This window comes from Holdemania sp. Marseille-P2844 (genome assembly GCF_900120005.1).
Classification (GTDB): domain Bacteria; phylum Bacillota_I; class Bacilli_A; order Erysipelotrichales; family Erysipelotrichaceae; genus Holdemania.
This window is the reverse complement of the sequence record NZ_LT635450.1, coordinates 213,268-236,958: the sequence shown is the minus strand read 5'-3', so window position 1 is coordinate 236,958 and position 23,691 is coordinate 213,268. Positions and strand designations below refer to the sequence as shown.

General features: G+C 51.8%; 20 protein-coding genes and 1 tRNA gene. 17 read left to right on the top strand and 4 right to left on the bottom strand.

Going from position 1 to position 23,691, the window contains the following annotated elements; translation table 11 throughout:
- Positions 1 to 334 precede the first annotated feature (334 nt).
- The 9 genes from BQ7364_RS05780 (at position 335) to BQ7364_RS05740 (ending at position 12,458) form a co-directional block, all read left to right on the top strand.
- Positions 335 to 1,405 (top strand): GGDEF domain-containing protein, encoded by a 1,071-nt coding sequence (locus BQ7364_RS05780; RefSeq protein WP_072683835.1) that lies wholly within the window; start codon positions 335 to 337, stop codon positions 1,403 to 1,405.
- A gap of 470 nt (positions 1,406 to 1,875) precedes the next feature.
- A complete protein-coding gene (locus BQ7364_RS05775) occupies positions 1,876 to 2,754 on the top strand; it encodes a hypothetical protein (protein WP_072683834.1) in 879 nt (292 codons plus the stop codon).
- Entirely contained in the window at positions 2,751 to 3,461 is a 711-nt protein-coding gene (locus BQ7364_RS05770; RefSeq protein WP_072683833.1) for a polyphosphate polymerase domain-containing protein, read from the top strand. Before BQ7364_RS05775 ends, BQ7364_RS05770 begins: the two co-directional genes overlap by 4 nt.
- A gap of 17 nt (positions 3,462 to 3,478) precedes the next feature.
- On the top strand, positions 3,479 to 4,156 hold the full coding sequence (locus BQ7364_RS05765) for a DUF4956 domain-containing protein (RefSeq protein WP_200798767.1): 678 nt from the start codon (positions 3,479 to 3,481) through the stop codon (positions 4,154 to 4,156).
- Between the two features lie 11 nt (positions 4,157 to 4,167).
- A complete protein-coding gene (locus tag BQ7364_RS05760; RefSeq protein WP_072683831.1) occupies positions 4,168 to 5,715 on the top strand; it encodes a CotH kinase family protein in 1,548 nt (515 codons plus the stop codon).
- A gap of 21 nt (positions 5,716 to 5,736) precedes the next feature.
- Positions 5,737 to 7,917 carry a hypothetical protein gene (locus BQ7364_RS05755; protein WP_072683830.1) on the top strand — a complete coding sequence of 727 codons (2,181 nt, stop codon included), beginning with the start codon at positions 5,737 to 5,739 and terminating at the stop codon, positions 7,915 to 7,917.
- Between the two features lie 10 nt (positions 7,918 to 7,927).
- A complete protein-coding gene (locus BQ7364_RS05750) occupies positions 7,928 to 9,169 on the top strand; it encodes a hypothetical protein (protein ID WP_072683829.1) in 1,242 nt (413 codons plus the stop codon).
- On the top strand, positions 9,166 to 10,596 hold the full coding sequence (locus BQ7364_RS05745) for a glycosyltransferase family 2 protein (RefSeq protein WP_072683828.1): 1,431 nt from the start codon (positions 9,166 to 9,168) through the stop codon (positions 10,594 to 10,596). The genes BQ7364_RS05750 and BQ7364_RS05745 overlap by 4 nt, the downstream gene beginning before the upstream one ends.
- On the top strand, positions 10,593 to 12,458 hold the full coding sequence (locus BQ7364_RS05740) for a metallophosphoesterase family protein (RefSeq protein WP_072683827.1): 1,866 nt from the start codon (positions 10,593 to 10,595) through the stop codon (positions 12,456 to 12,458). The genes BQ7364_RS05745 and BQ7364_RS05740 overlap by 4 nt, the downstream gene beginning before the upstream one ends.
- A 29-nt stretch (positions 12,459 to 12,487) precedes the next feature.
- On the opposite strand, the gene BQ7364_RS05735 is transcribed toward BQ7364_RS05740, so the two are convergent.
- Both BQ7364_RS05735 and BQ7364_RS05730 read right to left on the bottom strand, forming a co-directional pair.
- Positions 12,488 to 12,802, bottom strand: a complete 315-nt coding sequence (locus BQ7364_RS05735) for an MJ0042-type zinc finger domain-containing protein (protein WP_072683826.1) — start codon at positions 12,800 to 12,802, stop codon at positions 12,488 to 12,490.
- 4 nt (positions 12,803 to 12,806) lie between these two features.
- Positions 12,807 to 13,301 carry a hypothetical protein gene (locus tag BQ7364_RS05730; RefSeq protein ID WP_072683825.1) on the bottom strand — a complete coding sequence of 165 codons (495 nt, stop codon included), beginning with the start codon at positions 13,299 to 13,301 and terminating at the stop codon, positions 12,807 to 12,809.
- Between the two features lie 441 nt (positions 13,302 to 13,742).
- On the opposite strand from BQ7364_RS05730, the gene mgtE reads away from it, so the two are divergent.
- The 7 genes from mgtE to BQ7364_RS05695 all read left to right on the top strand — a co-directional run bounded on the left by mgtE (position 13,743) and on the right by BQ7364_RS05695 (position 22,217).
- On the top strand, positions 13,743 to 15,074 hold the full coding sequence (gene mgtE / locus BQ7364_RS05725; RefSeq protein WP_072683824.1) for a magnesium transporter: 1,332 nt from the start codon (positions 13,743 to 13,745) through the stop codon (positions 15,072 to 15,074).
- Between the two features lie 136 nt (positions 15,075 to 15,210).
- The gene (locus BQ7364_RS05720) at positions 15,211 to 16,038 is read left to right on the top strand and encodes a spore coat associated protein CotJA (RefSeq protein WP_072683823.1); all 828 of its coding nucleotides are present in this window, start codon (positions 15,211 to 15,213) and stop codon (positions 16,036 to 16,038) included.
- On the top strand, positions 16,031 to 16,276 hold the full coding sequence (locus tag BQ7364_RS05715) for a spore coat protein CotJB (protein WP_072683822.1): 246 nt from the start codon (positions 16,031 to 16,033) through the stop codon (positions 16,274 to 16,276). The genes BQ7364_RS05720 and BQ7364_RS05715 overlap by 8 nt, the downstream gene beginning before the upstream one ends.
- A 3-nt stretch (positions 16,277 to 16,279) precedes the next feature.
- Positions 16,280 to 16,876, top strand: a complete 597-nt coding sequence (locus BQ7364_RS05710; RefSeq protein ID WP_072683821.1) for a manganese catalase family protein — start codon at positions 16,280 to 16,282, stop codon at positions 16,874 to 16,876.
- Positions 16,877 to 17,114: 238 nt separating this feature from the next.
- Complete coding sequence (locus BQ7364_RS05705) at positions 17,115 to 18,575, top strand: extracellular solute-binding protein (protein ID WP_072683820.1); 1,461 nt, start codon at positions 17,115 to 17,117, stop codon at positions 18,573 to 18,575.
- Between the two features lie 28 nt (positions 18,576 to 18,603).
- Entirely contained in the window at positions 18,604 to 21,603 is a 3,000-nt protein-coding gene (locus BQ7364_RS05700; protein ID WP_072683819.1) for a bifunctional diguanylate cyclase/phosphodiesterase, read from the top strand.
- A gap of 230 nt (positions 21,604 to 21,833) precedes the next feature.
- On the top strand, positions 21,834 to 22,217 hold the full coding sequence (locus BQ7364_RS05695; protein WP_072683818.1) for a PH domain-containing protein: 384 nt from the start codon (positions 21,834 to 21,836) through the stop codon (positions 22,215 to 22,217).
- A gap of 282 nt (positions 22,218 to 22,499) precedes the next feature.
- Here BQ7364_RS05695 and BQ7364_RS05690 read toward each other — a convergent pair.
- Positions 22,500 to 22,575, bottom strand: a tRNA-Ala gene (locus BQ7364_RS05690).
- A 61-nt stretch (positions 22,576 to 22,636) separates the two neighbouring features.
- On the opposite strand from BQ7364_RS05690, the gene BQ7364_RS05685 reads away from it, so the two are divergent.
- A complete protein-coding gene (locus BQ7364_RS05685) occupies positions 22,637 to 22,936 on the top strand; it encodes a chorismate mutase (protein ID WP_072683817.1) in 300 nt (99 codons plus the stop codon).
- A 64-nt stretch (positions 22,937 to 23,000) separates the two neighbouring features.
- Here the strand turns inward: BQ7364_RS05685 and BQ7364_RS05680 are convergent, their stop codons facing one another.
- The gene (locus tag BQ7364_RS05680; protein WP_255370391.1) at positions 23,001 to 23,690 is read right to left on the bottom strand and encodes a YwaF family protein; all 690 of its coding nucleotides are present in this window, start codon (positions 23,688 to 23,690) and stop codon (positions 23,001 to 23,003) included.
- Position 23,691: the final 1 nt, after the last annotated feature.

The following is a 23,691-nucleotide window of genomic DNA, read 5'->3' as shown; positions in this document are numbered from 1 at the left end:
CTTCCTCATGGGAGTCTTTTTTTTGCGTGAAATGCATAGCCGGTTTGTAACGGATTTGTAACGGGACGTGTGGTAACATTATTAAAATTGAGGTGATCACGATGGGGATTTTAGTCGTGGGCCGGCGTAAGGCGAGCTTGAAGACCGGCATGGTTATTTAAAGCCGCAATACGCCGAGTTCCTGAAGGTGCAGGCAGGATAAAATTGCCGATTGGAGTTTACAGCGAGGCTCAGGCCCGACCGGTGGTTTTGAGTTGAGCATTTAGTTTTGACGTTGAGCTTAAAGAGGTCATCGTTTTCCAACCGCAGAAAGAAAAGAAGGAGAAAAATAAATATGAATCCAACAGTACAGGAATCTGATCAAAAAATCCGGACTGTGAAACGCAACGTCAAGTCCCGGGAACAGCTTGAAGAGGAAAATCAGGCGCTGCAATACGACGCGGAACATGACTGGCTGACGGGTCTGTATAATCGCAAAGCCATGGAACGGCTGTGCAATGAATGGCTGCTTGATAAAAATACAGGAATTTTAATCATGATGGATCTGGATTATTTCAAGCAGGTGAACGACCGGTATGGTCATATCACCGGCGATCAGGTCCTGCAGAACGTTGGTTATGTGTTGATAAAAATGCTGCCGCCCGACAGTCTGATCAGCCGTGTGGGCGGCGATGAATTCACAGTATTGCTCAGAGGACAGGATGAAAAGAAAGCTGAGCAGCTGTGCACGCAGCTTCGCCAGCGACTGCGGCATATACGTCTTCGCGAATGCCCGAATCTGCGATTGGACGTCACGATTTTTCAAACGGCTTCCATGCCTGGCGATACGTATCAGAGAATGTACGATCGGGCGGATCAGCAGATCATACAGAAAAAACATGTCCGCAATATCCGCAAGATGGAGTTAAAGCGGCAGGAAGAAAACGGCGGAGTGACGCTCGATATGAAGTTAATCGCTTCACAAATGCACGAAAGTCACGCCCGCCCGGGTTCCTTCTGTCAGGATTATGAAACGTTTAAAGCAATTTACCGCTTTGCCGAACGGAAAATGTGCCGTTCTCAGGAATCGGCCTTTCTTCTTTTATTCACTCTGACGGACAACAAGGGCGACTTTCCGGCATTGGTGCGCCGCGATGAGGAAATGGATATTCTGGGGGTGATTATTCATGATCATCTGCGGATGAGCGATGTTTTTACGCAGTACAGCAGTTGTCAGTATCTGGTTATGGTTTCTGATATAACCCTTGATAACGCAGATAAGCTCGCGGATCGGATCACCCGGACTTTTTATCAGAAACATACAAACGGTTGTCCGCACATCCTGTTGCGTTACAGCTATCCGCTGCAGCCGACTCGCGTCGAAGTGCACCGGAGAAATGAAGAAAATGCGGCTTCACGCCGCTAAAGCATCCCGGCGTAAAAGTCGGCGCGGCATCTTAAATCCTTAGAAGCAAAGCTGAAAAAACTGTTTTGCGTCAGCGGCCTCAAAGCAGCGGTCAATCTTTTGTATCCATAATCAGATATAGGGGGTATTTGATCTATTTAAAAACCTGACGGTTATAAGTCCTTCGTTCGGTGAGACTGCGGTGATTCGCATTCTGCGTAAAAGGAAAGATGCGAAAGCGGTGGATGGCGGACGCAGGAAAAAAGACAAGGTTCAAAAGGAGAGGGCATATTGCAGGTATGAGGGAATCAGCCAGATCATACTGTAAATAGAAACTAACGCGGCCATCTTTGGCATAGGGCTGCCATTTTGTGACAGCGACCGTGGTCCGGATCATCATAAAAAGACTGGCAAATTTCCGTTAATTTGACTGAAATGATGAAAGAAGAAACGCAGATAGCATCTTTGATAAGTGAGGGAGGGGGAATTTGATGAAAAAACAGACATGGAAAATCGCGGCATTCGTGATTCTGGGGATCGGCGCTGCGGCCTCATTCCTCGTTGTTCGCCCGATGGAAAGCAAAAGCCCGCCGCTGCGCCGGGGAATGTTTGAATGGCAGGAGGAGCGGGTGGTTGATCGAAAAGACGTTGACGAGCTGATCGGCAGATTTCAGATTACCGACTGGGTTCAGGAACTGAGCGTTCCGGTTGACCGCAAAACGACAGCCGCTTTTGTCCGTCATCTGCATCAGGCAAAGGTGAAAACTTACGCGCTGGTTGGCGAAACCGATTGGGGCTATGAGGCCGACGGTGCATCCCTGATTGCATATCTGGAAGAACTCGTCCGGTATAACGATCAGGTCACACCGGCGGAACAGCTTGTCGGCGTGATGGTCGACGTGGAGCCGTACACTCGTTCGCGCTGGAAGGAAGATCCTGCCGGACACATGGAAACCTATGTTTCCGGGATGATCGCAGCTTACCGCTACGCGCAGAAGCACGATCTGATCTTCATCGCCTGCATTCCCCGCCATTATGATGACCAGGGCCTGACGGAGCTTCTGGAAATCCTGATCCGGGACGGCTGCGATGAGGTGGCGGTCATGGATTATGACTGCGGGGCGGAAGTCGAGAAACTGGAAACGGAAGCCCAGCTTACAAAGAAATATGGGAAGGTTCTGCACTGCATCCTGGAATTTCAGCAGGTGGGCAAGCACGGTCTGACGGAAGACAAGACTTACCGCAACAAGGGGCTGGCCGCGGCAGAGGCGGCCTGGAAACAAGTCGATCAGGCATTTCCATTGATCAGCATCGTTCATGATTATCACTGGTCGAAGCCGCTGATTGAAATGATGGAGGAGAGTCAATGAACGAGGTACTGCGGCAGGAACGGAAATTTCTGATTTCAGCGACGCAGCGGGCTCGTTTCGAGGGCCAGCTGGACGCGCTGCTGCATCAGGATACCCATAACGGCGATCTTGTGCAGGGGGGATATCGGGTGCGATCGTTATATTTCGATACGCTGAGCGACCGGGATTTCAACGCAAAGATGGACGGCGTGGAGGAACGGCGGAAAATGCGTCTGCGTGTGTATCATCCTCAGGATAAAACTGCCTTTCTGGAAATGAAGCAGAAACAGGGTTCCAATCAGCTCAAGCGTTCGCTGCCCATCAGGTGCGAAGACGCCGTGCGGCTGATCGCAGGGGATTTCAGTCCGCTGTTAAAATACAAGGAAGCGTTCGCGGCGGAATGTTACGCCATTTTAAACCGTGAGCATTACCGGCCGAAAACGGTGGTCGAATATCGCCGCAAGGCGTATGTGCTGCCGGAGAACAGCATCCGCATCACGCTGGACAGTGAGATCCGGGCCAACGAGTTTCATTATGATATTTTTGACGGGGAGCTGGCGATGGCGCCGATGCTGGACCCGTGGAAAACCATTCTGGAAGTGAAATACAATCATTTCCTGCTGACGTATGTGCGCGACATTCTCCGCAGCTGCAATCAGAGCGAACTGTCCGCGAGCAAGTATTGCATGGCGCGGCGGATCGGGCTGCGATACACTGAATTTTATTAAAAAGGGGGTAACATCGAGTGAGTTCTTATTTATCGAATTTAATGCAGCAGATCGAGGCGCTGAACGCCGGGCAGATTCTGGCGCAGATTCTGATCGCGATCGTGCTGGGCTTCGTCATTTATCTTTCTTATTATCTGGCGCATGCCGGAACCGTTTACAGCCGCAAATTCAACGTCAGTCTGGTCGTTTTGACCGTGCTGACGACAGTCGTCATGACGGCGATCGGCAACAACGTCGCGCTGTCGCTGGGCATGGTCGGCGCGCTGTCGATCGTGCGTTTCAGAACGGCGATCAAGGATTCCCGCGACACCGTTTATATCTTCTGGGCGATCGTCGCCGGTCTGTCCTGCGGCGTCGGCGATTATATGACGGCGGGGCTGGGTTCCGCCGGGGTTTTTCTGGTGCTGTTGGTGCTGGGGCGGATCAAGAATGAAAACAGGATGCTATTGATCGTGCGCGGCGCACGCAGTACGGAGGAGCGGATCATGTCGGTTATCACGCATTATTTTGACGGCCGCCTGGATCTGCGCGTCAAGAACACAACCCGCGAAACGATCGAACTGATCTATGAAATTCCGCGGAAAACCTATGAAAAGAACCTCAGGAAGACCTCGAGCATTGACGAGGAATTATATCAGATCGAACATGTCCAGTATGTGAATATCGTCGCCCAGGACGATGATATCAGCAGCTAGAGGTCTGATCCATGCGTAAACGGACAATGGCCTGGCTGACGCTGGCGGCTGTGGTCGTGGTCAGCGGTACAGCCCAGCTGACCTTTGGAAAAATGCAGACACGGATTCATCAGCACCGGGAAGCGGCGCCCGCCTACGATCCATCCGCGGCGCTGGACTGCATTCGGGAGACGGAAATCTCGAAATATCAATATGATGAAGCGGCCGTCGACGTGGACCAGCTGAGCACGCATCTGCCGTTGGTGGTGATCGAAACGGACGAAGCAATTCCCGGCGTGCCTTATTATGGCGACGATCGCTCCCACCGCAAGATGACGATGACGTCAACCGGCGAGGAGTTTCTGGTCGCAAATATGAAAATTATCAATCAGGATGATAAGCTGAACACGCTTCAGGATCCGTCGTCGCTGAAGACACAGATTCGGATCCGCGTGCGCGGCAACACTTCGCGCTGGTTTGATAAACAGTCTTTTGCGATCAAGACAATCCACCACGACGGAGAAAATAAAAATGTATCAATCATGGGCATGGAAGCGGATCATGACTGGGCGCTGCATGGGCCGTTTCTGGACAAGACGTTAATGCGCAACTATGTCGCGATGAACCTGGCGGGCGAGCTGATGGACTATGCGCCGGACGTGCGGTTTTGCGAAGTGGTGATCAACGGTGAATACCGCGGCGTGTACGTGATGATGGAAACCGTCAGCACCGGCAAGGGCCGGATCGAAATCGAAAAGCCGAATAATACCCGCAACGTTACCGGTTATATCGTGGAGCTGGACAATGCGGCCCAGCCGGACCCGCGCAGCAAAGCGGATAATTTTACAAAATACGTGCAGATTCTGCGTAAAAGTGCGTTCTTCGATATCCGCTATCCGGGCAGCGAAGCGCTGACGCCTCCGTTGAAGGACTTTATTGAACGCGATCTCAGCCGGTTTGAAAAAGCGCTGTATTCTTTCGATTACGACAGCTCGCGCTACGGTTATAAAAATTTCATCGACATCGACGAATTCGTTGATTACTTCATTCTTATGGAAGTCTTTGTGCAACATGACACCGGCAACCTTTCGACCTTCTTCTACAAAGACGTCAACGGGAAATTCAAACCGGTCGTCTGGGATTTCAACAACAGTCTGGGCAATGTTTCCGACAGCTCCGACGATGACTTTCTGATCCGCCAATTCGTCTCCGTACAGGCGCCGTGGTTCACGATGCTGATCAAGGACGAGGACTTTATCAATCAGGTCATCTACCGGTATCGCCAGCTGCGCGCAGGGATTCTGAGCGATGAACAGGTATCCGCCTATATCCAGGAAGTCGTCGATTATCTGGGACCGGCCGTCGACCGGAATTTTGCGGTCTGGGGCTACAGCTTTGATCCGGAAAATCTGGACAAACGCAATAAATTGTTGCCGGATGAAAAGAATCTGCGGTCCTATGAAGCGGCGGTGAAACAGTTTCATGACGCGTATCTGCAGCGGCTGGCCTGGCTGGATGAGCATATCGAAGTGCTCAGGCAGTATTGTCATGAATCCGCGGTCAAGAAGTATAACCATTAAGCCGGAAGGAGGAGAGCCTGCATGAAAAAATTTATTATCGCCTGCGCCGTGATCGTGATGCTCGCCGCCGGCGGGTTGTTTCTGTCTTCCCGCATCGGACTGACCTTTCAATGGGAAAGCCTGCGGAAAACGTCGGTGGAGACGTTTACAAAAGTTGAGGGCAAGACGATTCTTGTCGATCAGGGGCAGGGCATGGAACCTTTCGAGATCCGCGGCGCCAATCTGGGCAGCGGGATTCCGGGCCATTTTGCGACGGATTACGCGATTGATAAGGAAACCTATCTGCGGTGGTTCGCCGAAATTCAGGCGATGGGCGCGAATTGCATCCGTGTCTACACGCTGCTTCAGGATGATTTCTACAATGCGTTTTGGGAATACAACAAGGACCGCGAACAACCGCTCTATTTGATCCACGGCTTGTGGGTGAATGATTACACGCTGTTCTCCCACCGCGACGCCTACGATCCGGACTTCATGAACACGATGATCCAGGACAGCCGGACGTTAGTCGATATCATCCATGGAAACAAACGGTTTTCCTTAGGCGAGGGTCTGGGCAGCGGCTCTTACAACCATGATATTTCGCAATGGGTTCTGGGGTATATTCTGGGTGTGGAATGGGAAGACACGACGGTCGCCTTCACGGATCACATGCAGGACAAAAAGAATCAATATCATGGGAAGTACATGACGACCACTGACGATGCGTCGCCGTTTGAGGCGATGCTGGCGCAGGTCGGCGATAAAATCATCGAATATGAGACGCAGACCTACAAAGCCCAGCGGCTGATCGCGTTTGCCAACTGGCCGACGACGGACCCGCTTGAATGGGATTCGCTGGTCGAATACTACTTCCGTAAATTTGAACAGGTCGACGTCGAGCATATCCAGACAACCGACCGGTTTCTGTCGGGGCAGTTTGCTTCCTACCACGTCTATCCCTACTATCCCGATTACTATGGCTTTATGGACGTCATGGACATTGATGTTGAAAACAAGCGGCAGTTTGTCGACGCTGACGGCGTCTTCAATTCCTATCAGGCTTATCTGACGACGCTCAACGCGTATCACACGATGCCGGTTGTCATCGCGGAATTCGGGGTGCCGAGCTCACGCGGGCGGGCGCAGAGCGACCGCAACACCCACCGCGCCCAGGGCGGCATGTCCGAAGCGGATCAGGCAGAAGCGCTGAAAACCTGTTATCAGGATATCATGAGCGCCGGCTGTGCGGGATCGATCGTCTTCACGTGGCAGGATGAATGGTTTAAGCGGACGTGGAACACGATGGCCTATACCGATTTGACGAAAACACCGTATTGGAGCGACGTTCAGACCAACGAACAATTCTTCGGCGTGCTCGCCTTCGATCCGGGCGAGGAGAAAAGTGTCTGTTATGTCGACGGCGACGTGAGCGAATGGACCGCGGACGATCAAGTCCAGCTGACGGACACGCCCACCGGACAACTTTCGCTGGCTTATAAATACGATGAAAAATATCTGTATCTGTACGTCAACAAAGAAAATTATGATCCGCAGACAGAGAAGCTCTGGATTCCATTTGATACGACGCCGAAGACCGGCAGTACCCACTGCGATGGAATCCCGCGGTCGTTTGAGCGGCCGGCCGACTTTGTGCTGATCCTGGACGGGAAGGAAAACAGTAAGCTGATCGTGCAGAAGCGCTACGAAGCGCTGCGGGCGATCTATTCCCATCGCGTATATTTCGAAGACGCTTATCTCAACGCCCCGGCAAAGGATACCTCGGAATTTGTCGACATCAATCTGGTGCTGCAGATTCCTGACGATCCGCATGACGAGCTGGCCAATACGAAAGCGGATAAGGCGGAAACCTACAATACCGGTCAGCTTCGCCATGGCAACGCGAATCCGGAGAATCCGGACTTTGATTCGCTGGCCGATTTTATGATCCGGGGCGATGCGATTGAAATCCGTCTGCCCTGGTCGCTGCTGAATTTCCTCAATCCGTCGGAAATGATGATTCACGACGATTACTATGAGCATTACGGGATCGAAGGGCTGAAGATCCATGAGATTTATGCCGGAGTCGGACTGGCCGCTGATGAAGCAACGCCGATTCCGATGACCGATCTTCCGCTTCAAGGCTGGGGCCGGCATCCGACTTCGCATGAACGTCTGAAACAAGGCTATTACGCGATGCAGGATATCTGGGCGGGAAAGTGAGGCGGCATGCATGGTAATCCGGATTGACTATCTGATTTACGTTTACATGACGCTGTGTTTGTGCATGCTGGCGTACAATCTGTTTTATCTGGGAAAAAACAAGTGGATGCAGCGGCGGACGGAGAAACAAATCCAAAACCAGGCCCGCCGCTTACAACGCTTGTTGTTATTTCCCGAGAAGACGGCCGCCAACGTGGATGAGAAAATAAAGAAAGATCTGAAGAACACACATCATCTGGTTGTGCTGGAAGGAACCGTCGACGTGCTGGAACAGAATCCACTGACGGTAAAACTGCTGCAGGCCTGGCTGCCGACGCTGAAGCCGGTGTTTGCGGAGCTGATTGACGGGACGATGAAAAAAAGCGTAATGGAACGTTCCTACTTTGCCTATCTTGTTACACGTTTTAGACTGTGCGGACAAAGCCGCAATGATCCGATCGCGACGGCGATGATCCAGCTGACGGCGCAAGCTTCGATTTATTGCCGGGAGAATGCGTTGGGCGCCTTGTATCAGTGCGGAAGTATTGATCACATTGTCAAAGCGTATCGCGTCATGGGACGCCATGAAATCGAACACAGCCGCAAGCTGGTGACCGACGGATTGCTGGAATTTCATGGCGACCGGGAGCAGCTGGCGCAGGCTTTGTGGCAAAACTGGGATGAATTCACACCGCATTATCAGGTTGCGTTCATTGATTTTATCCGGATGGTTTCCGGGAATTTTCGGGAAACCTTATTTCCGCTGCTGAGTCAAACGGAGCTGGATCGGGAAGTGACCTTTGCCGTCATGCGCTATTTCCGCAAATATCCTTACCGTCCGGCCGGAACGGTGCTGCGTCAGACTGTCATCGACTGGGAAAAACAGGATTGGGAATATGCGGCGATCGCGGCGGCTTCCCTGGAGAGTTATCCCGAGATGGAAACCGTCAAGGCGCTGCTGGTCGGCGTGCAGAGCGATAACTGGTATGTCCGCGACAATGCTTCCGATTCGCTGCTGCAGCTGACGAAGCCGCTGGCCATTCTGGAAATGATCCGGCAGCTGAAGGATTCTTACGGCCGGGACATGCTGCGCTACAAGGCGCTGAGCGCCGGACTGCTTCAGCTGGATGAAAAGGGCGAACTGAGGGTCGCAGAAAATCGAATGGCGAAAAGTCCGAGGGGGTCATCGAATGAAATTCTAAGCGCAGTCATTGAAGCGGATTCATCGGAAGAAGCGCTTCCAGCCTTGCAGAAATGGGGGAATGCAGAATGATTGAATTTGTAAAAACCTTTCTGTTCTGCGTCGATGTTTTCTTCGTTCTCTATTTATTCGGATACAGTACGTTTTTATTTTTGTCAGTGATTGTCGGCTCGGTGGATTTGTATCAGAAACGCCGCGACGACGAGCTGAAAAATAACCTCAAGCGGAAGTTTTTTATCCCGATCAGCATTCTGGTTCCCGCCCACAACGAGGAAACCACGATTGTGGACACCGTCTGCACGCTGCTGAGACAGGATTATCCGCTGTTTGAAATCGTGGTGATCGACGACGGATCCACCGATGAAACCGCGCAGCGGATGATCGACTATTTCCAGATGCGCAAGATCGAGCGGCCGATCCGCCGTCAGCTTCGCTGCAAGCCGGAAACCGCGATTTACGAAGCGAAATCCAACAAGATTCAGCTGACGCTGATCCTGAAAGAAAACGGCGGCAAGGGGGATACGCTGAACATGGGCATCAACGTATCCCGCTTTCCGTACTTTATCTGCATGGACGCCGATTCGATGCTTCAAAAGGATTCGTTGTTTGAGATCGCCAAGCCGGTGCTGGAAAACGATAAGGTCGTAGCCTGCGGCGGCCAGGTGCGAATCTCCAACGGCATTGAAATGGTCGACGGCGAGGTCACAAAATATACCCTGCCGAAGCGGATCATCGTCGCGATGCAGGTGCTGGAATACGATCGTTCGTTTCTGGCTTCGCGGATTTTTATGGATCACTTCAACGGTAATCTGATCATTTCCGGCGCATTCGGTCTGTTTCAGAAAAAGATGGTGATTCTGGCTGGCGGCTACGATCCTTCGACGATGGGCGAGGATATGGAGCTGGTCGTCAAGCTGCATGTTTTCTGCCGTGCGAATCATCTTGATTACAGCATCCGCTATGCCCCGGATGCGATCTGCTGGACGCAGGGACCGGGGAATCTGCTCGATCTGATGAAGCAGCGGCGGCGCTGGCATATCGGCTTGTTTGAAAGTCTGACGCGTTACCGGTATGCGATCGGCAAGAAGGAATACGGTCTGATGGGAACGATTTCGTTTCTGTATTTCTGGCTGTATGAGCTGATGTCGCCGTATATTGAAGTCTTCGGTTTGTTTACGATTGTTTTATCGTATTTCGTCAATCTCATCAACGTTCCGTTTATGCTTTTATTCTTCGCGGTGTATGCCGGTTTCGGCTGTCTACTGACGGTCATCGCGTTCTTTACGCAGATCCATACCCGGCATATCCGGCTGACCTTTCTCGACGTTGTCCGCACAATTCTCTTAAGCGGCTTTGAGCTGGTCGGCCTCCGGTTTATTCTGATGCTGGTGCGGATGAACGCGCTGATCGGCTATCGCCGCAAGAAGAACGTCTGGGGCGATCTGAAGCGGTATACACATAACCGCCGGGAAACGCAGGAAGGAGGGAGTGAAGGATGAACAACAATTCGCGCCGGGAAGAGCGCAAGCTGATTTTCGGTACGCTGCTCGCTTTGTTTCTGATCGGTTTTGTTCTGGTCTATGGCGTTTTGACGCGGCAGAGCTATACGGACAAGGAACGCAACGGCACGCTGAAAACGATCGCGCAGGAACGCACGGTCACGCTGGTGGAAAGCGGCCGAACATCCTGGCGCTATTGGGATGAGGGAGAAAATCCCGATCCTTCGGCAAGTCTGCGGTGGACTGAGCCGGATTACGACGATTCCGCCTGGAAGAGCGGGACCGGTACATTCGGTTCCTATTATGGTCAGTTGAAAAAAATGGTTGACCGAAAAGCGCCGCGCAATCTGCTGAACTATGCTTTAGCGGATCAGCGGGCGATTCCGGTTTATTATTTCCGCACGGAATTTGAAGTCGGAGATCTGGGGAATGTCCGGTGCCTGACCGGTAAGCTTCGTTATGACGACGCCGTGATGATGTATCTTAACGGCGAGCTGATCTATGCCTCGAATATTCCGGACGGCGGGTATACCGCGGAAAATCCGTATGGTTCTTCCGCCCGCGTCGGTGAAGTAGAAAACGATATTTTTGTTATCAGCAATCTGAATTCGCTGAAGCCGGGACGCAACGTTCTGGCGGTTGAGCTGCATCAGCGCGACCAGACCAGTTCGGATATTTATTTCGATCTGAAAAGTCTGGAAACCTCCAGCGAAACCTCGCTCAGTCAGACGCTCGATCTGTCCGGACTGATTCTGGAACAGGGTTCAAAGAACGACGAGGTCATCGTCAACTGGCTGACGGATAAAAAAGGAACCTACGAGCTGATCTGGGCGCAGGGCACGGATAAAAGCGCGCTGCGCACCCCGGATGGCCGGAAGCTGATGGGTGGCCGGAAAACCGGCGTCGGCGGCGCGTTCAGCTATCATGGCAAGCTGAGCAACCTGCCTCCGGGCCAGCCGCTGGTGTATCAAATCGTCGATTTGCAGCACAATCTCAGCTCGGAAGTCTTCTCGTTTGAAGTCCGGCCGGCCGCGCCGCTTACTTTCGGGTTTGTCGGCGACGTTCAGATCCGGACGGAGCATCTTAAGGAGAATCAGGCTGGATGGGAGAAAGCGGTCAATACACTCTTGCAGCTGCAGCCGGACCTCAGCTTTATTTTGACTGCCGGCGATCAGGTCAACAGCAGCGACAACGAGAAAGCGCTGGAGGAATATAACGCCTTCCGCAGTCCGGCCGCGTTGAGACAAATTCCGGTTACGATCAACATCGGCAACCACGAGAGCAATACCGACCTGCTCGACAGCCAGTTTGACCGGCTGAAGAACGGATCAGATTTCTATTATGATTACGGCGATATCTTGTTCTACTCCTTGAACTGTATGAACACGGATACGCAGGCACATCTGGATAAACTCAGCCAGACGATCACGCGGCACAAACCGCGTTGGGTCATCGTCACGATGCACTATTCGCTCTTTGGCGGCAAGGATCGCTCTGCGGATGAAAAGGTCATGGCTGCCCGCGAGGCCTATGCGCAGGCTTTTTCTGACCTGAACGTCGACGTCGTGCTTTCAGGACACGATCATGTGTACTGCCGCTCTTTGCTGATGCAGGGCGAAACGGCCACCGGCCGGGCGGATGGGGACAAACGCAGCGGCGAAACGCTCTATGTTTCCGGCGGCACCCCATCCGGAAGCAAGTTCTATGAGCTTAAGGATAATCCGGCCGCGTATCTCGCTTACCGCATTCTTAAACAGGAAGCGACAGTTTCGCTGATTACCATTTCCGGGAATCAGCTGGTCCTGGAAACCTATGCCGTTGACAGCCGGGAGTTGATTGACCGGTGCGAATTGAATAAATAAAAAAAACCGCTGACATGCCAGCGGCTTTTTTAAGATTCTTGTTTTATGGTGGGATCGGTTTTATTCTTCACCGGTTTGATCCGAATCAGATCGTTTTGCAGCCAAAATGGCAGAAACAGATAGAAGACGGCGAAAAGCGCAATCAGAAAACAAATCATTCCTTCCCAAAGCGACTTGTCAGAAAACAGAACAGCGAGAATTGCCACTAGAACACAGCCAATCCAGGAAAGCGATAATTTGTAACGGGCATGACAATGCGGACATTCCAGCCGCATCGACAAAAGCGATCCGGGACGGATATGAAAACTTTTCTGACAATGGGAACAAACAACTTCCTGACGCATAAATTTACCCTCCTGCCACCGCGCGAAGCGATGTGAACAACGATTTTAAGCTGACTCCAACCAGCAGCAGAAAGCCGCTGAAATTGATCGGATCAAGGAAAAACGTCAGCGTGATCCAACGCAGAAACGCCAGGTAAAGCAGCGAAGTTTGGGCTGTAAGATAAAATTCACTAACCCAGGCGCTCCAAGCATAAAGACTGACTCCCAGCCAGTAGACGATATCCGGAAGCAGGGACTTCTTCCGGGTTTTCCAGAACAGAATAAGCGTGATGAGAAAGAAGACGGTGAATAGAAAAGCGTAATCATAGACCGTGATGTCAGTACAATAAGGCGTGATCAGGTCGATATCCGGGCACGTACCTGCGGCTGTAATGGGACACAGGAGGACCGGGATCGGCCAGCCTCGTTTTTCCCAAATTCCAAGGCCCAGCTGAATCAATAAAAACACGGCGGGAATTTCTTCGACCCGTAACAGCGCTTTCCAATGAAGTCTTTTCATCTTTTGTATCCTCTTTTTTTTATTATAAAGCAACAGATGAAAAAAGACAGGGGCGGCGATGTTTTTTTACCGCTTCTTATTCCAGAAGAACGATCAGGATGGACCGCGCTGAGCGCTCACCTGCCTCTGACCCATGCATAAGCGTTGAACGGGAGGAGGAAGCGGTAAAACGACAGTCGTCCCGGGATAAAATTCTTTGTTAAAAACATTGACAACCTAACAAATTGGAAATACACTAAAAACGGCAGCCGGAAGATAAACCGGCGAAAGAGGGAGGTGGAAAGCATGGATAACCCGGGCGGTAGTTGCAGGCAAGGCATCAATAAAACGGGAAGTTCATTCTTTCCTCTCCTGGAGGGCGAGTCTGCCCGAAATTAAAGCTTCAGGACGTTTTATTCATGCTTTGCGAACTTGAAGAACAAACTTGAAGGAGGGCAAAGTATGACGGTTAAAAACATCACTGAGCTTTTGCATGCGAAAAAATACGCTCAGATCAAAAAAGAACTCAACGAGATGAACAGCGTGGACCTGGCGGAATTGCTGGAACAATTCCCGCAGGAAAACATGGTCGTCCTTTTCCGCCTGATCGCCAAAGAGACGGCCGCGGAAGTCTTCACCAACATGAATACGGAGATGCAGCAGGCTTTGATCAGCACATTTACCGAGAAAGAACTGAAAGATATCTTCGAGGATATGTTTCTGGATGATACCGTCGATATTCTGGAAGAAATGCCGGCCAATGTGGTTGAACGGATTCTCGACGTTACCGATAAGGAAACCCGCTCGCGCATTAACGAGCTGCTTCAATATCCGCAAGACAGCGCCGGCAGCATCATGACGACGGAATATGTCGATCTGAAAAAGACCATGAGCGTGCGTGAAGCGATCGCGAAGATCAAACGGGTCGGTATTGATCAGGAAACGATTTACACGTGTTATGTCATTGAAAACAAAAAACTGCTGGGCATCGTCACGGCGAAAAGTCTGCTTCTCAACGACGAAAACGTCTTGATCGGCGATTTGATGGAAACACACGTCATTGCCGTGCGCACCCATGACGATCAGGAAGAAGTCTCCAAGCTGTTCCAGAAATACCGGCTGATTTCCATTCCGGTCGTGGACACGGAAAACTGCATGGTCGGGATCGTTACCTTTGACGATGCGATGGAAGTTTATCAGGAAGAAATGGCGGAGGATATCGCATTGATGGCGGCGGTGCAGCCCGGTGATGATTCCTATTTTGGAACTTCGGTATTCAATCACGCCAAACACCGGATTCTGTGGCTGTTGTTTTTAATGCTTTCGGCAACGATCACCGGTACGATCATCTCCCGCTATGAAGAAACAATTTCCGCGATTCCGCTGCTGGTTTCGTTTATTCCCATGTTGATGGATACCGGCGGCAACTGCGGCACCCAAAGCTCGACGCTGGTCATCCGCGGCATCGCCACCGATGAGATCCGCTTTGGCGATCTGTTCAAAGTTGCGTTTAAGGAAAGCCGGATCGCGCTGCTTGTCGGCGCGGCGCTGGCGGCGGTCAACGGTCTGCGGATCGTTGTTATGTATCAGGATCCGCGGCTGGCGATCCTGCTGGGTGTTTCGTTAATGTGTACGGTTTTTCTGGCGGAACTGATTGGCTGTCTGCTTCCGTTATTGGCGAAAAAGGTACATCTGGATCCGGCGATCATGGCCGCTCCGTTAATCACGACGATTGTCGACACCTGCTCGATCATGATTTATTTTGCGATTGCGACGCATCTGTTTGCGTTGTAGCGTGGTTTTTAACAAGCATGGAGGAAAACTCTGTGCTTTTTTATTGTTTCTTTCTTGGCGATCTCCCAGATCCCGGCATACAGGAACAATAGTATACAGTGGGTCAACGAGATTTTGACCGGAAAGGAGAATGTCGATGGAAAACGTAGGAAGAGAACCGCGGATTCCTCGCAGCTGGATGGAAACGGACGAAGATTTCGCTATGGAATGCGGCCGTCCACACCGTCCGACCCCGCCGCGCAGACCGCATTGCGCAGGGTGGAGCGATGATTTCCGCACGCGTTTTGACGAAGCCGATTTTATGGAGGATGAAATGTTTGTGGAGGAGGCCGTGAACCTGTCTGCGGGCTGCGGCTGCCGTCCGAAGCCTCCGGTATGTCCGCCAGACTGCGGCTGCGGCGATCATGACCATGGCAACCGTCCGGGCAACGGCTGTGGCTGCGGCAACGATACCGACGATCAGGATGACGATGGCCGTCCGGGCTGCGGCTGCGGCGATCATGACCACGGCAACCGTCCGGGCAACGGCTGCGGCTGTGGCTGCGGCAACGATACCGACGATCAGGATGACGATGGCCGTCCAGGCTGCGGCTGCGGCGATCATGACCATGGCAACCGTCCGGGTGATGGCTGCGGCTGTGGCTGCGGCAACGATACGGATGATCAGGATGACGATGGCCGTCCGGGCTGCGGCTGCGGCGATCATGACCATGGCAACCGTCCGGGTGATGGCTGCGGCTGTGGCTGCGGCAATGATACCGATGATCAGGATGACGATGGCCGTCCGGGCTGCGGTAATCATCACCGCTGCCCGGATATGAGCCTGGCAATGGCGTATGTCGCCCGCCAGCGCTGGACTGGAAAACGGGAAATCTACAGCCGCCCGCGCGCCTTGTTAAGAGGAACGCTGTTTGTTGAGCTGGACTTGCCGTTTACGGGAAAGGGAGGCTGTCAGGATGAATAGAAATGAAATGCTGCGGGAGCTGCAGGAACTGGATTTCGCGATTCAGGAAGCGGTCTTATTTCTGGACACCCATCCGCAAAACGAAGTCGCGCTGAGCTATTACCGTTATGTTACCGGCCTGCGCCGCAAAGCGGCGGAGGAATACAATCGCGTCTGCGGTCCGCTGACCAACCGCGACAGCCGCGGACGCCGCTGGGATTGGATCAATAGTCCATGGCCGTGGGAAAGGGAGGGATAAACCATGTGGATCTATGAGAAAAAATTGCAGTATCCTGTGAATATCCGGAAGCCGGACCCGGCGATGGCCAAGCTGATCATCACGCAGCTGGGCGGCCCGGATGGCGAAAAGGGTGCGTCTGATCGGTATCTGAACCAACGCTACGCGATGCCGTATCCGGAAATCCGCGCGTTATTGACGGACATTGGAACGGAAGAAATGGCGCATGAGGAAATGATCGCCACGATGGTTTACCAGCTGCTCAAGGGCTGTTCAGCGCAGCAGATCAAGGCTGCCAATGCGGCGGACTATTACGTCGATCATACTGCCGGCGTTTATCCGCAAGGCGCCAGCGGCATGCCGTACACGACGGCGTATATCCAGTCCAAGGGCGATCCGATTACCGATCTGTCCGAGGATATGGCGGCGGAACAGAAAGCCCGTACAACGTATGAGAACCTGATGCGTTTAGCGAAGGATCCGGAAGTCTATGGACCGCTGGTATTTTTACGCCAGCGCGAGATCGTTCACTTCCAGCGTTTCGGCGAAGCTCTGGAATTCGTCCGCAAGGATCTGGACTGCCGCAACTTCTATCGTTACAATCCAGCTTTTGACCGCTGATCAAAAGCGAAACCGGCGGGATTTTCCCGCCGCTACATCGAATCGAAATAAGCCGGAAAGTTTTTGGCGGGGAAACGCACGGAACCTGAATGTGATTTGCGAACCGGGGCAGGAATGGGAAAACGTGATATTCAGAACAATTTAGGGTTAGGTAAGAACGATCTTCATACCTGTAAAAACGTGGTAATTTAAACGGAAAGCTACTATAATAAAACTAATAAAGAAAAGGTGCAGGAAGATGAAAAAAATAACAAAACTTGGGGTTTTAGCTGCTGCGGCCATGCTTATGATGCAGGGCTGCGCCGCTGAAAAGGAGAATTATGACAAACTGCTCGATCCGAATAAACCGGTTACGCTGGAGATTTGGACTTATTACAACGGTACGCAGAAAGCGGCGTTTGACGAACTGGTTACAGAATTCAACGACACGGTGGGCGCGGAGAAAGGCATTGTTGTTGAAGCGTACAGTCAGGGCAATGTCAACGATCTGATCACCAAGGTTGAGGAAGCGGCGGAGAAGAAAGTCGGCGCCGGTGAAATTCCCGATATTTTCGCGGCTTATGCCGATACCGCGTACAAAGTCGATAAATTGGGACTGGTCGCTTCGATTGACAAGTATATGAGCAAGGAGGAACTGGCGTCCTATCGCGACGAATATTTAAACGAAGGTCAGATCGGAGAGGACGGCAGCCTGAAAATTTTTCCGATCGCCAAGTCGACGGAATTGATGATGTTGAACAAAACAGACTGGGATCGGTTCGCGGAAGCCTGCGGCGTCACGCTGGACGATCTGAAGACGCTTGAAGGCGTGACGAAGACCGCGCGGACGTACTATGAATGGACCGACAGCCTGACGCCGCAGCCGAATGATGGCAAGGCGTTCTTCGGCCGGGATGCGATGGCGAATTACATGATCATCGGCAGCCGTCAGCTGGGGCAGGAAATCTTTGCGGTGGAAGGAAATCAGGTGACGCTGAATCTGGACCGCGATGTCTTTAAAAAACTGTGGGATAATTATTATGTGCCATATATCCGGGGTTACTTCACGGCGCAGGGCCGTTTCCGTTCCGACGACGCGAAGACCGGCGATTTGATCGCGCTGGTCGGATCCAGCAGCGGGGCGGCTTATTTTCCGAAGGAAGTGGCGGTCAGCGACGTTGAAAGTTATCCGATTGAATCGATCGTGGCGCCGGCTCCGATGTTTGAACAGGGTGAGAAAATTGCCGTTCAGCAGGGGGCGGGCATGGTTGTGACCGCTTCGGATACCCAGCATGAATACGCATCGGTTCTTTTCTTAAAATGGTTCACAGAGGAACGTCGGAATATTCAGTTCTCACTGGCTTCCGGATATCTGCCGGTAAAGAAAGCCGCGAATGATTTTGAGACGATCAAAAAAGTTATTGAAAACAATGCGGAGCTGGACTCGGCAGAAATGATTGACGTTGTTGAAGTGGCCGAGAAACAGCTGAGTGAAGTTCAGCTGTATACGACAAAGGCTTTTGAAGGCGGCAGCGACGCGCGGTCTCTGCTGGATACTTCGATGCAGGATCTGGCGAAGGCGGATCGCGAGCAGGTCGTTGAACGTCTGGCGCAGGGGCAGAGCCTTGATGAAGCAACTGCTGAATTTGAAACGGAAGCCTATTTCGACGCCTGGTTCGCGGCGTTGAGTCAACAGATGCAAAAAATCGTCCAGGAATAACGTTTTTAAGAAAAGGAGTAACCGGAATATGCTGAAAAAAAGAAGTGTTTTCAATCGTATTCTGATCCCTTTGATCGTCGTTCAAATTTTTCAGATCAGTCTGTTTGGGATGTTGGTTTTCAGCGGCGGCGTTATTACCAAGCTTGACCGCAACGCTGAGGAAATCCTGAACGAACGGGTCATCAATCGGAAGAATTATTTAGAGAATGAAATGATTCAGCGCTGGAGTAATTTCTCCATCTATCAGACGAAGATCGAAGAAGAAATTGAGCAGCAGCTGAGCGAAGCGGGCATGACCGTCGCCGACCTGGTGCCGGGGGCGGCTGTGACCAGCGAAATTTTGAAAAAAATCGGTCCGGATCTGATTGCGCTGATGCGCAGAAATACGGTAACCGGCGTTTTTCTCGTTTTTGAAGGTCCTCTGAACGACAGGGCTGAGGAAAAGGAGAAAAGTGGTATTTATCTGCGGGATCTGGATCCGATCAATAACCCTTACGACAATTCGGACTTGTTGATGGAACGTTCGCCGACCGATGTGGCGCAGAGTCTGGACATTGCGATGGACGTCAGTTGGAGTCCACGTTTTAAGATCGGCGGCGAGAGTTATTTTTATAACAACCCGGTGCAGGCGATTCGCTCCAATCCGGATCTGTCCAGTGAAGACGCCGGGTATTGGGGCTATGGCTCCATGTTGAACGAAGACCTGATCAAAACGATTACCTATACGCAGCCGCTGGCAGACAGCGAGGGAACGGTGTTAGGCGTGCTGGGCGTTTCGCTGGCGGAGGATTATCTGAAAACCATCTTGCCGTCGAAGGAGTTGCTGGCGGATCAATCCGGTTCCTACATGCTTGCGATTCTTGACGAGACGCAGCCGCAGACGGATGGATTGACCTTGCAGAAGGTGACGCACAGCGGCGGCGTGTTCATCGCGATGTTCGGAGAAGCGGAAGAGCTCATCTTTCAAAAGGATGCCGACGTCTCCGGCGACGGCGCTTTAATCCATACATCCGCTTTAAAACTGAAGCAGAAAATTTACGGCAGTCTGCAGCCGCTGGATCTCTACAATTCCAATGCGCCGTTTTCCCATCAGCGCTGGGTTCTGGTCGGTCTGGAATCGCAGGAAGCGTTGTACGGGTTCTCGGGTAAAATGCAGAACAGCATTCTGACCTTTATGATTTTATCCATGCTGGTGGGACTGGCGGCGACGATGTATGCCAGCTACCGCCCATCCCGGCAGATCGGCGCGCTGGCCCGCAAGGTGCGCAATTCCAATCCGAACAAACCGATCCATCTGGATCCGATCCGGATTACGGAAATCGATCAGTTAAGCCAGGCGATTGAGGAATTAAGCAAGAGCGTGGCGGAGAACAGTTCGCGGCTCTCACAGATCATCGGCATGCTTTCAATTCAGATCGGTGCGTTTGAGATTGAGCTTGAAAAGAATTCCGTCTTCTGTACTTCCGGTTTCTTCGATGTGCTGGACCCGCAGGCTGACCATGAAGATCAGATGCTGACGCTGGATGAATTTTCCAGACAGCTGCGCTTATTGGATCTGGATCTGGATGAACTGGGCCGGCTGCGGGAAAAGACCGTCAAATTGGAACAGGACGGCGGCGGAGCTCGCTGGATGCGGTTGAAAACCGCGGCGCGGGCGCACACGATTCTGGGCGTGGTGCAGGATATAACGGCGGAAATGGTCGAGCGGCACCGCATAGAATATGAACGCGATTACGACGTGCTGACCAACCTGCTGAACCGGCGGGCATTCCAGCGCTTTGCTCAGGAACGCTTCGAGCATCCGGAACGGCTGAAGATTACGGCGTTTATGATGATGGATCTGGATAATCTGAAATATATCAATGATACCTATGGTCACGATTGCGGCGATGGTTATATCCGCAGCGCTGCGGATGTGCTGCGCAATAACGCCGGTCCGCATGAAATTGCGGCGCGGATGTCGGGCGATGAGTTCTATGTTCTGTTTTATGGTTATGAGACAGACTTCCAGATTCGTCAGAAGATTGAACAGATCCGGAAGGCCATGGCTGCTTATGAAATGGAGCTGCCGGATGGCAAGAGTATCCGGATCCGCGCTTCCTTCGGCGTATCGTGGTATCCGAAGGACAGCCGCAATCTGGAAGAGTTGATCAAATACGCTGATTTCGCGATGTATGAGATTAAAAATTCCGTCAAGGGCGGAATAAAGGATTTTGAGATTGAAAGCTACCGTAAGGATTCGTTTATGCTGCACAGCAGCGAAGATCTCAACCGGCTGATTGAAAACGAACTGATCGATTTTGTATTCCAGCCGATTATCGACGTCCAGTCGCAGACCGTCTATGGTTATGAAATGCTGATGCGGCCAAAGATGGAAAAGCTGAAGACGCCGTCCGAAGTGCTGCGGATTGCCCGCGCCCAGTCGCGGCTGTATCAGATTGAACGATTGACCTGGTTTAAAGCGATGGAGGCCATTGATCGGTATCATCAGCGGCTGCAAGGGAAAAAATTGTTCATCAACTCGATTTCCAGCCTGCGCCTGACGCCGCAGGATCTGGAAGAACTGGATTGCCGGTTCGGCCGCTACAATTCGCAGGTCGTCATTGAGCTGACGGAAAGCGAAAAAATGGGCGAAATGGCAACGATCCACAAGCGGCAGCGCTGTCTTGATCAACATCAGGAAATCGCGCTGGATGATTACGGAACCGGCTATAATGGCGAAGCGACGCTGCTGGATCTGATGCCCAACTACGTGAAAGTCGATATGAGCATCATTCGCGGTCTTGACCGCGATCTCAACCGTCGCGAATTCTATGAAGGATTGGTCGTTTATTTCCGCAGCCGGAAGATAAAAATTCTGGCAGAAGGCGTGGAAACCCGCGAGGAAATGGAAGCGCTGGTCGATTGCGGCACGGATTACATGCAGGGATTCTATTTCCGGAAAGGCGAACTGATTCCGCCAGATCCAAGTCCGGAAGCGATGGAAGCTTTGCGGAACGCGGTGAAAAAGAAAAACGACGAGTCTTAGACTTGAGTCAAAAATCAAACAGAAAGGGACGTCCTGGCGAATCAGGCAGACGTCCCTTTGCGACGGGCTCATAAACGAGGTGATGTCGGGATGGCGAACATCCACAGAACGGCGGGAGTTGGCAATTTTCGCTGCAGAAAAAATTAAAACATCAGCTTTTGTGGAATATCTTACAAGAAAAAGGCGGAGGAAAGGTTTATAATTAAATCTGAATAAGCAGGGAGGCTAATATGGGATTATCAAAAATGGAAAAGCAAAAACAGAAACTGATTGAATTGGGCGTCATGGAACCGGAGGATACGCTCGTTGATTTCCTGCAGGCCAGTTATGTTGAACGGCTGATCGGGAAAATGGGCAAATGGAAGCAAGGCTGGGCGTATTTCACCGAAAACCGGGTGATCGTCATTACCGGGTTGCTGGAAGAGAATATCGTCATTCCCTACAAAACCATTCGGGAGCTTGGAAAATGTTCTCAGAGTTTGATGCCGATTGGAATTACGATTACGCATGAGGATCCGGAAACCGGGAATATGACTACCGACCGGATATCCTTGATGAAGCGGGATAAATGGCTGAACTTCATGGCGGAAAAAGCCGGCGTGGAGGTTGCTTAATTTCCGGCTGCTGGCCAGACAGACAGGTTTCAAATCAAGCCCAGAGATCATGCTGATTCTCTGGGCTTCTTTTAATTGAAGCTTTGAAAATTGACCGGGATTCAGTTTAGACACAGACAGTTTCAGGATGATGGCGAGGGGGGATGATGCGCGTCAGGCTGATTTCAGCGTCGAACTTTGTTTTATAGAACGGGAAGGACAGAAAATCTTTTTTTTATCCGCCAACTCGTGTATAATACAAAATAAAAGACAGGAACGATTGTTCCTGTCGAATTGGAAATCTGGTGGAGCCGACGAGGATCGAACTCGCGACCTTTGCATTGCGAACGCAACGCTCTCCCAGCTGAGCTACGGCCCCAGACACGATATTAAGTTTACCACCATTTTTCGAATTGTCAAGATCTTATAAGGAGGAAGTTATGCAAGATTGTTTACAACGGGCACGAAAAACGATTAATGAAGTCGATGCACAGATGGCGGAATTGTTTGAAAAACGAATGGAAGCTGTTCGTCAGGTGCTCGCGTATAAGAAGGAACACAACCTGCCGATTCTGGATGCCGCCCGGGAACAGGCCGTTATTGAAAAGGGGTGCGCCCGGATTCAGGATCCCGTGTTAAAACCGTATTATGAGGAGTTATTAGTGAAACAGATGGAATTATCCCGCCGCTATCAGAAAACGCTGCTGGACGAAGCCTGGGAAAAATCACGGGAAATTTGACAGTTCAATCCAGAACTGAGAATTGGGAATCGTTGTTACAGAGCAGAAAAAAGCTGGAATTTTCTCAATCCGCAGAAGATTCCAGTTTTTTTCTATGCCATTGTTCGCCCAGAACAAGCAGAAGAGCGCATCCGGCGATGACCGCTGCTGCCAGCGTCAGCCAGTAAGCCGGATAGCCGCCCCAGTTCTTGATCGCCTGCAGGAAGGCGATCTGGGGGACTTCCCGTAAGAACATGTAATTCTGCCCCCAGATCCAGTCCACGGCAAAGGCGCACAGTGCGCTGCCGCTCAGAATCAGGATGACGGAAGGCAGTTGATTTAAGCGCGGCGAGTCATCGTCAGTCAGAAACATCAGAAGGGGCGCCAGGATTAGAAGTAGATGCAGGGCGAAGCTTTGGAGGGTTTGAAAGTGGAAAAACGGATAAGTGCCGACAATCCCCGCCGGATAGACAATCGCCGTGATTCCGCCCAGAATAGACGTCGCCCAGACATAACTGCGCAGCGCCGGATGGCGCGTAAAGACCGCCAGCGGGATAAAGAAGATCTGCAGGCCGCATAAATGCAGCGGCAGCAGTTTTACCCAATATCCCTCGCCCAAGCGGTACAGCCATAGAATGCGCGTCAGTTCCAGCAGAGGAATCGCAATCGCAAATCCATGAAGCAGCCGCCGGCCGAACTGGCGGGAATGGGTGCGCGTCCAGCGAATCAGCCAGAAGCAGCTCAGCGGAATCATTAGAATTTCCAGAATGTGCAGC

Excerpts from the sequence above, each read along its gene's own strand:
- BQ7364_RS05700 (WP_072683819.1), top strand. The coding sequence starts at position 18,604 with ATGCTGAAAAAAAGAAGTGTTTTCAATCGTATTCTGATCCCTTTGATC.
- BQ7364_RS05750 (WP_072683829.1), top strand. The coding sequence starts at position 7,928 with ATGGTAATCCGGATTGACTATCTGATTTACGTTTACATGACGCTGTGT.
- BQ7364_RS05705 (WP_072683820.1), top strand. The coding sequence starts at position 17,115 with ATGAAAAAAATAACAAAACTTGGGGTTTTAGCTGCTGCGGCCATGCTT.
- BQ7364_RS05735 (WP_072683826.1), bottom strand. The coding sequence starts at position 12,802 with ATGCGTCAGGAAGTTGTTTGTTCCCATTGTCAGAAAAGTTTTCATATC.
- BQ7364_RS05695 (WP_072683818.1), top strand. The coding sequence starts at position 21,834 with ATGGGATTATCAAAAATGGAAAAGCAAAAACAGAAACTGATTGAATTG.
- BQ7364_RS05740 (WP_072683827.1), top strand. The coding sequence starts at position 10,593 with ATGAACAACAATTCGCGCCGGGAAGAGCGCAAGCTGATTTTCGGTACG.
- BQ7364_RS05710 (WP_072683821.1), top strand. The coding sequence starts at position 16,280 with ATGTGGATCTATGAGAAAAAATTGCAGTATCCTGTGAATATCCGGAAG.
- BQ7364_RS05685 (WP_072683817.1), top strand. The coding sequence starts at position 22,637 with ATGCAAGATTGTTTACAACGGGCACGAAAAACGATTAATGAAGTCGAT.
- mgtE (WP_072683824.1), top strand. The coding sequence starts at position 13,743 with ATGACGGTTAAAAACATCACTGAGCTTTTGCATGCGAAAAAATACGCT.
- BQ7364_RS05755 (WP_072683830.1), top strand. The coding sequence starts at position 5,737 with ATGAAAAAATTTATTATCGCCTGCGCCGTGATCGTGATGCTCGCCGCC.
- BQ7364_RS05745 (WP_072683828.1), top strand. The coding sequence starts at position 9,166 with ATGATTGAATTTGTAAAAACCTTTCTGTTCTGCGTCGATGTTTTCTTC.
- BQ7364_RS05770 (WP_072683833.1), top strand. The coding sequence starts at position 2,751 with ATGAACGAGGTACTGCGGCAGGAACGGAAATTTCTGATTTCAGCGACG.
- BQ7364_RS05775 (WP_072683834.1), top strand. The coding sequence starts at position 1,876 with ATGAAAAAACAGACATGGAAAATCGCGGCATTCGTGATTCTGGGGATC.
- BQ7364_RS05730 (WP_072683825.1), bottom strand. The coding sequence starts at position 13,301 with ATGAAAAGACTTCATTGGAAAGCGCTGTTACGGGTCGAAGAAATTCCC.
- BQ7364_RS05760 (WP_072683831.1), top strand. The coding sequence starts at position 4,168 with ATGCGTAAACGGACAATGGCCTGGCTGACGCTGGCGGCTGTGGTCGTG.
- BQ7364_RS05720 (WP_072683823.1), top strand. The coding sequence starts at position 15,211 with ATGGAAAACGTAGGAAGAGAACCGCGGATTCCTCGCAGCTGGATGGAA.
- BQ7364_RS05780 (WP_072683835.1), top strand. The coding sequence starts at position 335 with ATGAATCCAACAGTACAGGAATCTGATCAAAAAATCCGGACTGTGAAA.
- BQ7364_RS05715 (WP_072683822.1), top strand. The coding sequence starts at position 16,031 with ATGAATAGAAATGAAATGCTGCGGGAGCTGCAGGAACTGGATTTCGCG.